Below are 11,052 nucleotides of genomic sequence, written 5' to 3'. Positions count from 1 at the left end.
GTAATAGAGCGGCGGCGAGTCCTGCGAGATGACGTTCATGACGTTACCTTGGCAGGAAGGCACCCCGTTCGCAATCAGCACGCGGGGTCAGGCGTCCCGACAATGGTGATGCGGCAGCCTGGCGGCGATGGATCTTGACGGGCGATGGTCATTGTAGAAATGCCCCGCGCAGGACCCGTTTGGGATCGTACTGCGTCAGCCCCCGGAAAAAGGTACCGCCAGGCAGCTCGCGTACCGTGAGGTTCCTGATTTTCGCGAGCAGCCGATCGCCGGCGAGTAAAAAGGGAGGTTCCAGATGCACGTAGTCGAGATCGCGATGCTCCGCGTCTCTTAAAAACCACGAAATACTTGCCACTGATTAGCGACGAGTAGCGTAGACGCTCGGCCGCCTAGAGAGCAGGAGCGGCGGCATTTCCCGTTATCGCGCCTTGCTTGAGCAGCTTGGTCTTGTTCAAGAACGCGAGGTCCGTCCACGCCGAGAGCTCGCTTGCCTTCGCCGGATTCTTCTCGCGAAATTGGTCGCGCGCTTTGGCAATGGCGAGCGGGTCTAAGTCCTCAAGGCTCGCATGGTCGCAAATCGCCGCCGACCAATCTTGCCCCTTGGTCCATAAGGCCCTTGCCTTATCGGGATGGCGGCTGAGATCGACCTTGCTCGCCCCTGATCTGGCATAGCCCTTGCCCATAAACTGAACCGGCTGATTGGGTGCCGGCCCGATCGACAGGCAAGATGACGCGCCCATCTGGGTGCGTCACGTCGAACGGCCTCAAGGCCAGGGTTTGCCTCGGCGCTGGCCCGCTAGCCATGGCAGCAAATCTTGATTGCCTTTTGCCCTGGCGGACCAGGGATCAAATTTTGTCCCCCACCACGTTGTGGGTTTGGTTGTCGATGCCAAATACCAGATAGGCCCGAGGTTGGTCGCGCAAGCACGCTTCGTTTGCCAGCGCCGAGATGTACTCGCCGATCAATGGCGGATTGTCGTTGTTGCGCTTGAACTCCACCCACCTGTCTCGCCAGGGCAGCGCACGGGGTCGGTTGACAAGGCCGATGAGTTCGCGTTGGTTCATGACGGCGCTTTGCGCTGCTCTGTGATACGTATCGGCGTCCATCGGTTTGCGCTTTTTATTTTGTCGTCGGTTGATGACGGTAGCTAGGCTTCAACCCGACGGTTTGCGGCAGGTTGCATGCATTCGCAAGAGGCTGAATTCCTATCGATAAAATTTGATCTAACGTATCCCAGCTTACGTTTTTGCTTGCCCATGGTAATGCAATTGCATTACCGTAAGATTGTCGGCCTTCTCTGCGTAGAAGAAGGACATGGAAGCAACATCGATGGCGCCCAACTCCAAAATCCAATCCACCTCACCGACCGCTACCAGACCACGGTGCCTGAGCCGGTAAGTGCGGCGCGCGTTGGGGCTGGAGCAAGCGCGATAAGCTTGAGTTCGATATCCGCAGCGACGGCCAGGTGGTCATTGCGAGCCGCGGCCCCAGCGCTGGTGAAGACCCGGTGCTCGGCAAGTTCTTGGCTTTTCTCGCCGACGATATGCGCCGGCATCCGCAGCGCATCCAAGCTCTCGATTCCAAACTCTTGGCGCGCATCCACGCGTTGGTTGGCGATGTCGAAGTCGACCTGAACGCGCCGCTGCCCGCGGACGACGAATGACCAAGGCCGCGCGCGCGCCATTGGTGATCAACGGCTGGACCCATCTTCGCGCATCCGCTTGTTGCGGCAGGTGGACGAGTTGGTGAAAGACGTCGCGCGCCTGAAGCGTAAAGACCCCAAAGGCTAGGCGGAAAATCGCCACGCGGCGCTTGGCCGCGATTGCTAAGCTGGCGTTTGGCGACATTCCGGCCGACCTAACGCATGTGAATTTTTCGCCAAGGCAACGCGCTCGGCAAAGCCTCTATACGCATTGGTCGGTGCCAAGTTCTTCAGCAGTACTGCCGGCTATTTCTTCGCTACTACGCCGCCAGTAGCGGTGGTCTACGCGTGGGTAAACGACGACGACAGCAAGCGCGCTTACGAAAGCGCCGACGACGCCTACCGCGTCTTCCGTAATACGTTGGGCGCCCGCCACCCACCCGACGACTGGGATGCGTTGTTGACAGAGGCGACGCACGCCCAAGAAAAAATGGGAATGCCGCGTGTGAGATGATTGAGTGACCATGCGTAAGAACAGGCATGAAGGAAACAGAAACCGTTTGCTCGGCACCGGCAAAACCCGTGTCGATCTGCGCTTCAGAATTCTCAAACCGCGCCTAGAGGTCCGTGATATGCTATCTAAGCTAATGAAAACGCACGCTCTTTTTGGCCACGCGACCATCGAGCCCACCGGAAACGGGCCGGGTTGTTGCGCCTTGAGACGGGCGGGCATTGCGCCGGCGCCACGGTTGATTGGGTGATTGAAAGTATTATCGAGCTAGCCGGCCAGTTTGTCGTCGAAGAGCTAGCAGCCGGGCGCGGCGCTGCCCAACAACGCAGCCGCCGCATGGGACGAGGTTGCGAGGTGGTCCGGCGGCGCAAGGCGCACCGGTTCGGCTAACTCAAAGATGTTGCCTGGTCACGCCGAGGCCCTGCGCGAACCACCGGTGATTGAGTTCACGCTCATCATCGATGAAACGCGGATTGAGTGCCCACTGGTCACCGCCTTCATAAGCAAAGCCGGCCGACTACGCCACGCTCGCCGGCTAGTGCGCCATGCCTATCTGTGCGTCGACCTGCGCAAGGGTTGTCGTGCAGCCTTGCTTTGAATGGGTTGAGGGACGCGGCACCTCACACCACAAAATCAAAGGCCAGGGGCTGCAGGCCAGTGCCAATTGCTTTGTACAACGGCAGCGCGAAGAACTGCTAGATCTGATCCTAAAGAAGCTCGCTAAGCAATCCCGGCCTTTGACGACTGGGAAACGCTGAAGAAGTAGACGAGTTCGAGGAGAAACCCAGCCGACGCCCATCGGCTGATGCGGCCGGCGGCTATGGTACGAGTTGCTGATGAAGTTCGCCCGCAAGGCTGCTGTGTTTGCCGCCGCGATCGCGGCGATGTGGCTGGCAAGCGCTGATGCAGCGGCGGAGCCGGCCGCAAGCCAACCACCGCGCCGCTTGCCGGCCGCGTGGTGGACGCGCAGGGCAATGCCATCCCGGATGCCACGGTGTCGACCGCGGGGTCCACAAGCTCCGACATTGCCATCACGGACCAAGCCGGTTGCGTTTATCCTGCCTAACGCATGCGGCGGCGACGGCACCAGCGCCCAGCTCACCGCGAGCGCGTTTGGCTATGTCGAACAAACCGGTGCCCTCGCCTTCTCGCCGACGCAACAATGCAGCGACCTCGTGATCACACTCAACCGACGGCCAAACGCGGCCGCCGACGAAGTCATCGACGTTTTCGACCGCCGCCATGTCACGCGCACGCTCGGCACCACGGCGCTCACCGGGCAAGAGCTCATGCGCGTGCCCGGCGGCGAACAAGACGCGCTCGCGGCCATTCGCGCGCTGCCCGGTGTCACCATTGGCGGCGGCGCCGGCCCCGGTTCGGGCTTGGTCATTCGCGGCTCATCGCCCGAAGATTCGCTGACGCTGCTCGACGGCGTGCCCGTGCCGCGCGCTTACCATACCTTCAACAACACCACCATCATCCCAACGCGCCTCATCGGAACGCTCGATTTTGTGCCCAGTGGCGCCGGCGCCGAAGACGGCAACACCGGCGGCGTGATGCGGCTCACCAGCAAGCAGCTGGATCGACATCCCAGCGAGGCCGTGCTCACCGCGTCGTTGCTCGAACTCGGCGCCTTTGGCCATTATCGCCGCGATAACGGCTTTACGCTCGGCGGCGGCGCGCGGCGATCCACGCTCGACTGGCTCATCAAAGGCCTCGATCTAAAAACCGACGACGTCGCGTTTGAAGTCGCGCCCATCTACTACGACGCGCAGCTCAAGGCCGATTATGCGCGCGGCGCCCACCGCTTCTCGGCGCTGGCGTTTACCAGCTACGACGACATCTCGGCCACCATCGACAACGAGTTCTCGCCGTTTTCGCGCATCGCCAATACCACGCGCTTTACGCGGCTCATTGCCACTTGGCGCTATGAGGGCCGCGCGTCGGCGTATCGACCGCCGCGGCGATTGGCAAAACGTCACCGAAACCCGGTGGGCGACAGCAATTATCTCGACGGCGATAGAGGACCGATGCAGCTGCGGCAAGACGTGCAGGTACCCTTTGGCCGCGGGCGCGAGCACTTGCTGCGCACCGGCAGCTTGCTCGAAGTGTCCAAGACGCATGTCGACACCTTCTCGCCGCTGCCACCTAGCGAGGGCGCGCCCGGCGAGCCGTTTAGCGGCGCGGTGATTTCGCTCAAACAGGCCTATTGGCGCAGCGTGGTTGCCGCGTACGCCGCGAGCGATTGGCGTCTCAATGACACCTTGGCCGCCACCACCGGCGCGCGCCTTGAGTACTTCAGCGGCATAAAATGCCTGGGAGCTCTTGCCACGCGTCGCGGCGCAAAACCAATTTGGCAACATCACGGCACACGCCGCCGTCGGCCGCTATGCGCGCACGCTCACGCTCATCGAAGGCGCGTCGACGTCGCTGTCGCCCGAGACCGCGACGCAATACTTGCTCGGCGCCGAGGCGCAGTGGCAGGCCATCTCGTGGGTGCTGTCGGGCTATGTCTCGCAGCGCAAACATCTAGTCGTTGCTTCTGCTGACCCCGCCGTCGCCGCCAACGATCCAAACGGCCTGCCGTATGCTTTCCACCGCCGCGGCGCCACCGCCGGCGTCGAGGCCGTCGCGCCAAACTCTTTCGCAAACATTGGTTTGGCTGGGTCGCGTATAGCTGGCGCGCGCTCAACTCGCCGCGATGGCCCCTATGCCCCCCTTGCGCCGCTTTGACTACGACTAACCGCATAACATCGTTGCTATGGGCAGCTACCAACGCGGCGCCTGGCTGTTTAGCGCGCGCTTTAGCTGATGCCAGCGGCACGCCGTACACCAAGGTCAGCAAGCGCCACCTACCAACCCGCCAACGATACCTACGTGCCAGTTTACGGCGAACTCAACGGCGAGCGCTTGCCGGCGCAGCACCAGCCTCGATCCACGCGGTCGAGCGCACCTGGCGCGTTGGCCCGCACGACCTACCCGCCTTCCTCGACTTCCAAAACGTCTATCGCCGCACCAAAATCACCGGCTATCAATACAACCGCGACTTCACCGCGCGCCTCGCCATCACCGAATACATGCCACCTCCCTCGCTTGGCCTGCGCATCGCGTTTGCGCCGCCGCGGCCGTAACACGCCGCGCCCGGAAAATTGCCGATGGACGCACCTCGGCAAGTTCGTTAGACTCAATCCCATGGCCGCGAAACGATCCAAAGACAACAAGCCAGGCAAAAGATACGCGGCGCGAGCCATGGTTGCCAAGGCCATCGCGACGGCACGGCGTCCGCCCAGGACACAAAGAGACGCAATGCCATTTGCCAAACCCGGCATGAAGTTTCGTTTGATGCGCGCGTACGTCACCGACGTGGCGCAACCAAATTCCGTTGAACAACTTGCCCGCGAAATTGCAGCGGCTGCGAAATCCCGTGCGCAGCCAGGCACTCGTTTTCTCACGTGAATTCAAATAGTTACCTGGGATACACCCATGACTCGTGTCCCATTTCGTGTCCCACTTCTACGTTGCGCAGGATCGTCTGCCGCCACGGCAGACAGCCCACCGCGTCATGTTTAACATTGTTAGACGCCAACCGATGTTATAACATTGTTAGCATGGTAAAAACGCTACGTCAGATAGGCAACAGCCAGGGACTCATTCTCGACAAGGCGATCTTAGAGCTGCTTAAGATCGACATGGACACCCAGCTAGAGGTCACAACGGATGGCACGCGCCTGATCATCGAACCAATTCGCACAGACGCTCGCAAAGCGCGTCTCAAGGCCTCACACGAACGTGTCATGAAGAAGTTTGATGGTGCATTTAAACGACTAGCAAAATGAATTTCTTAACCGTCGACGACGTGTTGGAACTGCACCACATGCAGATTGCTAGGTATGGCGGCAGGCATGGCCTGCGTGATCGAGGCTTGCTTGAATCGGCGGTGGCCCAAGCCGAGGCCTCCTTTGCCGGCAAGGCGCGGCATCCGGACATCCGTCGGTGACCGCTGCTATCTTTTCACATTTGCAAAAACCACCCGTTTGTCGATGGCAACAAACGTACAGCACTGGCCGCTGCAGCCGTTTTCCTTGACGACAACGGCTACGAAATCAATTGGGACGAACAGGTCGTCGCGACGCTGGTAGAAGACGTCGCGAGTGGCATCGTCGATAAGGCACAACTTATCGCGCTGCTGCGATCTCTGGGTTGAACCCATGCCGCTCGTGCCCACTGAAGATGATAGGTAGGCCGTCAGTCCGTCGCGCAATTTTGCCCCTTCTTTTTGGAGAAGAGGCGAAACAGCCCGAAAGTGGTGCGGGGGCCGGACTCGAACCGGCATGCCCGTAAGGGCGGCGGCTTTTGAGACCGCTGTGTCTACCATTTCACCATCCCGGCGGTGAGTGGCGTTGATACTTGGGGGGCCTGGGTTTTGTCAACGCCGCGATGGATTCATTGCGGGCGGGCGCAGGGGCGGCGAGAAAGCTACAGCCCGTCCAGCTCATCGCGCGCGCTTTGCAACTCGCCGCGCGCATGCGAGTTGCCCACCCGCGTCGCTACGGCAATGCCGGCGTCGAGCACGGTGCGCGCGCCTGGCACGTCGCCCATTTCGCGCAGCGTTTGCCCGGCCATTAAGTATTGCGGCACGTAATCGGGAAAGTCCGTCGCCATCGCGGCAAACGCCGCTACCGCACCAGCTAAGTCGCCGCCGCGCCGCAGCTCCATCGCCACGCCGTAGCGCGGAAACGGGTCCCCCGGCGCCTTCTCACAAAACGATCGCAACATCGCGAGCTTGTCCATCGCGCGGCACCATAGCAAAGAACCGCGCAGAAGCTCTAAGGCCGCTGTATTTTCAACGGCATAGCGGGCGCAACCCGACCAAAACTATCGATTCCCAAATCCGTACCTTTTATGTTACGCTAATAGTCAACATGAAGCGCGCCGCCACCTCCTTCGACCGTTACCTCAATGCGCAACTAAAAGATGCGGCGTTCGCCTCAGAGTACGCCAAGGAGCGCACCGAGATCGCGACCATCGACGAGTTCGTGCGCCAGGTTGATGCGCTTCGCCTCGCCGCTGGCAAGAGCAAAGCGGATTTGGCTCGCGCTACGTCAGTGCCGCAACCCAGTCTGCGGCGCCTATTTAGCTCGAGGCACGCCAACCCTACCCTCGAAACCGTTTTCAAACTTCTGGCGGAGTTCAATTGTGTTCTTCAAGTGGTGCCAATGGGAGCAGCACGAACGAAGCATCGCGCCACGCCTAAGGCTCGACGCTCCGCGGTACGCGGGCAAGGTACTCGTCGCCAAGCTGCCTAACCTCCAACTAGGGTGTCTCCCGAGTTTTCGAGCGCAGCCTTGGCTTGTTGTGCCGGTGAATTAATACGTTCGGCCGGGGAAGCCCCGCTGGACCGGCAGGTGAGCGCATAAAGGCTTCCTGGTCGCAGATGGCGACCCTCCAGGGCGCAGCGCGACCTCTGTAGAACCTCATCCGCCATGCCTCGCCGCCATTAACCACCGCCGCCAAATGCAGGGAAGAAAGTGGCGCCCCGCGCCGGTTTTAGGACGCGCAGAAGCTTGGCGCGCATGTTCAGATCAGACGCGTCAAGAATCGCGAAGGCACAGCCTGGCGACATCAGTTGGCTTTGAGCTGCCGTCCTGAAAGGCGTCCAGGGCGCTTGGTGAGCAGCGAACAGCCGTACCATCTGCAGCCAACCCTAAGGCATCACTCGCGCGCCGCGGACCTCTTGCCTTGCGTGGCAACGATTGTCGTTACAAAGAACTGGGCGGAAAACACAGGCCCCCAGTGTGTCGGTTCGATGTCCCAGCCGTGCTACGATCACCACACGTGCAGCCGCAACGCCCACAACGAATTGTCGGCATCGATTTGGGTGGCGCGCGCGGTAAGACGACGGCGCTCGTCAGCATGCGCGTCGACGCCAATGACACCGGCAGCATCCTCGCGGGCATGATCACGCAGGTTGCGACGCGCCATGCGCCCGGCAGCGCGGCCGCCACGCCGTGGACCGACGACGCGATCATCAGCTTTCTCACCGCCGACGCTTCCACCTCCACCACCACGCTCGTCTGCATCGCCGCGCCGCTGTCATTGCCGGCCTGCTTGCGCTGCACGCTGCCGCAATGTCCGGGTGCCGCGAAATGCGAGGTGCCGGCCGCCGCTGCGCTGCGCGCCGCTTCCAGCAAGAAACACGTCTACCTGCCCTACCTGCATCGCCCGGGCGAAATTGAGCTGCTGCAAAAGGGCGCGCTCGCGGTCACGCATATCGGCGGCGCCACCGGCCCGCTCGCCGCGCGCGGCGCCCACCTTGCCGGTCGCCTGACCAGCGCCGGCTACCACCTCGGCACCACCCTCATCGAGGTCGCGCCCAGCGCCACCGTCGCCGCCGTCTTTGGCCCCAAGGCCGCCAAGGGCTACAAGCGCGACGCCAACCCATGGGTTACGCGCGTCGGCATGCTCGACCGCCTCACCGACCTTGGCTTTCACGCCACCAGCGGCTTTGGCCGCGACGCGGCGCTGCGCAACGATCACTGCTTTGACGCCCTTTTGGCCGCCTATACCGGCCTGTGTTTTTTGCGCGGTGAAGGCGCTCCACCGGCGCCCACCGCGGCCGACGGGTGGATCGTCGTGCCAGCGTCGCGTCAGGCCTAACGCAGCCTTGACTCGCCCGCCAATTGGGGTAGTTTGCACGGTCTATGGCACGCGTAACCGTCGAAGACTGTCTTGAGCTGGTCCCTAACCGATTTGCGCTGGTGTTGCTCGCCTCCGAGCGCGCCCGTCAATTGGCACGTGGCGCTGGCCCGCTGGTCGAATGCGACAACAAGCCCGTCGTCACCTCGCTGCGCGAAATCGCCGCCGGCTACGTCAACTTTAAAGAAAACGTCTCGGAAACGGTGCTCGAGTTTCTCCGCAATCGCCGCGACAACGACATTTCGTAGTTAGCAAGTCAGCGCCGTGTCTCAACGCGCTACCGACATTCACCGCCACGCCGTGGCCGCCTGCTTGCAAATTGAAGCCGCCGCCGGCGCGCTGCTCGCCAGCGAAGATCGCAACCAGCTCGTCGCACCACCGCTTTGGCATGCGCTGCATCTCGCGGCCGCGCTCGCACCTACCGCCTCGCCAGCGCACGTCGCCACCGCCACCGCGCTGCGCGACGTCATGCGCGCCATTGTCGATGCCCGCACCGATGCCTATGTCGCTCTGCCCTATGTCGCCTCGGCCGCCGCCGCGCTCGCCGCGCAGTGGAGCGCACCAAACGCCTCCCACACCCTAAACGCCGTTACCTACGAATTGGCGACCCTATTGCCTGTTGCCGCCAAATCGCCAACTACATCAACCGCAGCCGCGCCCCCAACACAACCTCACGCCGGCAAGCTCATGTTTCGCGTCGCGCCACTTGTTGTGCCGCCACCCACCGCCGCAGAACAATTAGCGCGCGATCTACTAGCAGCGCGCTAGCGCACCAAGCAAATCGCCATCTTCAAATAATTGCCATCGGCAAAGCCCGGCAGTAGCGGAAAATCTTGCGGCAGCCACACGCGCTCGACAATCACCAGCTGCTTGCCGGCGCGCTTGCCGCCCACCGCCAACGCCGCTTCAAAGTCGCTCGTCGACATCTTATGCGTTGACGAAACCGCCACCAGCACGCCGCCCGGTGCGAGCACGCCCAAACTCGCCGTAATCAACTCGGCATAGTCTTTCTTGGCGCTCCACGGCTTGCCGTCCTTGCTCGCCTTGCTGGCAAACGACGGCGGATCGAGCGCGATCAAATCGAACTCGCGTTTGCGCGCGGCAAAGCGCGCCAATTCTTTAATCGCATCGCCGGTCAAATGCTCCACGGCTTCCGGATCGAGGCCGCTAGCCTCCAAATTGCGCCGCGAGCGCGCATGCGCCTTCGCCGCCACATCGACCGCGCAAACTTCAGTGGCGCCAGCCAACTTCGCGCGCAGCGAGATCGCACCCGTGTAGCTAAATAAATTCAAAACCCGGCGGCCGTTGCTCCACGCCGCAATGCGCTCGCGACCGAGACGCAAATCGTTAAACAGGCCGGTCGACAGCGGCGACGTGACGTCCACCCAAATTTTCGCATCGGCCTCTTCCACCAAAAACTCGATCGGCGCCGCCGTGCCGCGCACCAAATCTGCCGACGCCTGATTTGGCGCCTCGCCGCCAAGCGGACGAAAGCGGCGTTGCTCGTAAATGCCCTTGCATGGGCTATGCGCCATCAACGCGTCGTACAGCCAGGCGCGGTTTTCCCACGCAATCGCCGACGAAAACTGCGCCACCAAAAAATCGCCATACCGCTCCACGGCCACGCCGGGCAAGCCGTCATTTTCGCCGTTAATCACGCGAAACGAGCTCGCGCCCGCCAAAAATCCAAGCGCCGTGCGCATCTCCACCGCGCGTTTCACCGCGCCCGTGACAAACGCGGCATCATAGTTGTCCTGCTCGCGCCGCGAAAACACGCGCAGCGCAATTTGTCCGTCGTCGACCAACGCGCGGCCGATAAATTGGCCTTCGTCGTCGAGCAACGTCACCACTTCACCCGGCAGGCCGGGCTTGCGCGGCAGCATCTCCTTGGTCACCCACGGATGGCCAAGTCGCACGCGGCGCGCGGCGTCTTCTTCGAGGCGAACGACATGCTTTTGCACCGTTACCCCAACGGGTCCACGGGGACGGCGACGGGGAGCGGCGGCGGCAGTGGACATCGATGCGGTAGTTACACCTGCAAGCGTGGGGGGGCAAGCTAAGGATGAGGCGCTGGGGACAATTGGCCCCGTTATGGCGATTCAATCGAATTGTGAAGCACTGTCATTTTTTGGTAGTCAGGGGCGCTGCAAAGCGTTAATCTGCGTCGCCATGTAGGGTGAATGTCCTACATACGTAAGTTCA

The 11,052-nt window shown here is 61.8% G+C and carries 12 protein-coding genes, 1 tRNA gene and 3 pseudogenes; 11 read left to right on the top strand and 5 right to left on the bottom strand.

Translation table 11 applies throughout. From position 1 onward, the window contains the following. Window positions 1-389: 389 nt before the first annotated feature. Both IPL79_18725 and IPL79_18720 read right to left on the bottom strand, forming a co-directional pair. Window positions 390-740 (bottom strand): hypothetical protein, encoded by a 351-nt coding sequence (locus IPL79_18725; GenBank protein MBK9073008.1) that lies wholly within the window; start codon window positions 738-740, stop codon window positions 390-392. A gap of 106 nt (window positions 741-846) precedes the next feature. Continuing rightward, window positions 847-1,107: an ATP-binding protein gene (locus IPL79_18720; GenBank protein MBK9073007.1), complete on the bottom strand. Its 261-nt coding sequence runs from the start codon at window positions 1,105-1,107 to the stop codon at window positions 847-849. A gap of 156 nt (window positions 1,108-1,263) precedes the next feature. Here IPL79_18720 and IPL79_18715 point away from each other — a divergent pair. The 7 genes and pseudogenes from IPL79_18715 (at window position 1,264) to IPL79_18685 (ending at window position 6,358) form a co-directional block, all read left to right on the top strand. Beyond that, window positions 1,264-1,664 (top strand): annotated as a pseudogene (locus IPL79_18715) (type II toxin-antitoxin system PrlF family antitoxin). Next, window positions 1,661-2,157, top strand: a pseudogene (locus IPL79_18710) (type II toxin-antitoxin system YhaV family toxin). Before IPL79_18715 ends, IPL79_18710 begins: the two co-directional pseudogenes overlap by 4 nt. A 243-nt stretch (window positions 2,158-2,400) precedes the next feature. Continuing rightward, window positions 2,401-2,544, top strand: coding sequence for a hypothetical protein (locus IPL79_18705; GenBank protein MBK9073006.1), 144 nt, complete (start codon window positions 2,401-2,403; stop codon window positions 2,542-2,544). A 446-nt stretch (window positions 2,545-2,990) separates the two neighbouring features. Continuing rightward, window positions 2,991-4,703, top strand: coding sequence for a TonB-dependent receptor plug domain-containing protein (locus IPL79_18700; protein ID MBK9073005.1), 1,713 nt, complete (start codon window positions 2,991-2,993; stop codon window positions 4,701-4,703). 207 nt (window positions 4,704-4,910) lie between these two features. Next, window positions 4,911-5,285 (top strand): hypothetical protein, encoded by a 375-nt coding sequence (locus IPL79_18695; protein ID MBK9073004.1) that lies wholly within the window; start codon window positions 4,911-4,913, stop codon window positions 5,283-5,285. 477 nt (window positions 5,286-5,762) lie between these two features. Then, window positions 5,763-5,990: an AbrB/MazE/SpoVT family DNA-binding domain-containing protein gene (locus IPL79_18690; protein MBK9073003.1), complete on the top strand. Its 228-nt coding sequence runs from the start codon at window positions 5,763-5,765 to the stop codon at window positions 5,988-5,990. Further along, window positions 5,987-6,358 (top strand): annotated as a pseudogene (locus IPL79_18685) (type II toxin-antitoxin system death-on-curing family toxin). The gene IPL79_18690 and the pseudogene IPL79_18685 overlap by 4 nt, the downstream one beginning before the upstream one ends. A gap of 100 nt (window positions 6,359-6,458) precedes the next feature. Here the strand turns inward: IPL79_18685 and IPL79_18680 are convergent. Together IPL79_18680 and IPL79_18675 are read right to left on the bottom strand one after the other, a co-directional pair. Beyond that, window positions 6,459-6,543, bottom strand: a tRNA-Leu gene (locus IPL79_18680). An 87-nt stretch (window positions 6,544-6,630) separates the two neighbouring features. Beyond that, entirely contained in the window at window positions 6,631-6,945 is a 315-nt protein-coding gene (locus tag IPL79_18675) for a hypothetical protein (GenBank protein MBK9073002.1), read from the bottom strand. Between the two features lie 131 nt (window positions 6,946-7,076). Here IPL79_18675 and IPL79_18670 point away from each other — a divergent pair, with 131 nt between their 5' ends. The 4 genes from IPL79_18670 (at window position 7,077) to IPL79_18655 (ending at window position 9,618) form a co-directional block, all read left to right on the top strand. Beyond that, window positions 7,077-7,460, top strand: a complete 384-nt coding sequence (locus tag IPL79_18670; protein ID MBK9073001.1) for a helix-turn-helix transcriptional regulator — start codon at window positions 7,077-7,079, stop codon at window positions 7,458-7,460. Between the two features lie 529 nt (window positions 7,461-7,989). Further along, window positions 7,990-8,811 (top strand): DUF429 domain-containing protein, encoded by an 822-nt coding sequence (locus tag IPL79_18665; protein MBK9073000.1) that lies wholly within the window; start codon window positions 7,990-7,992, stop codon window positions 8,809-8,811. 44 nt (window positions 8,812-8,855) lie between these two features. Then, window positions 8,856-9,098 carry a DNA-directed RNA polymerase subunit omega gene (locus IPL79_18660; protein ID MBK9072999.1) on the top strand — a complete coding sequence of 81 codons (243 nt, stop codon included), beginning with the start codon at window positions 8,856-8,858 and terminating at the stop codon, window positions 9,096-9,098. A gap of 16 nt (window positions 9,099-9,114) precedes the next feature. Further along, the gene (locus tag IPL79_18655) at window positions 9,115-9,618 is read left to right on the top strand and encodes a hypothetical protein (GenBank protein ID MBK9072998.1); all 504 of its coding nucleotides are present in this window, start codon (window positions 9,115-9,117) and stop codon (window positions 9,616-9,618) included. Here the strand turns inward: IPL79_18655 and IPL79_18650 are convergent. Further along, the gene (locus tag IPL79_18650; protein MBK9072997.1) at window positions 9,615-10,811 is read right to left on the bottom strand and encodes a class I SAM-dependent rRNA methyltransferase; all 1,197 of its coding nucleotides are present in this window, start codon (window positions 10,809-10,811) and stop codon (window positions 9,615-9,617) included. The genes IPL79_18655 and IPL79_18650 overlap by 4 nt on opposite strands. Window positions 10,812-11,052 lie beyond the last annotated feature (241 nt).

The sequence above is a fragment of the Myxococcales bacterium genome (assembly GCA_016716835.1).
Lineage (GTDB): Bacteria > Myxococcota_A > Polyangia > Haliangiales > Haliangiaceae > JADJUW01.
This window is presented reverse-complemented; position numbering and strand designations above follow the sequence as displayed.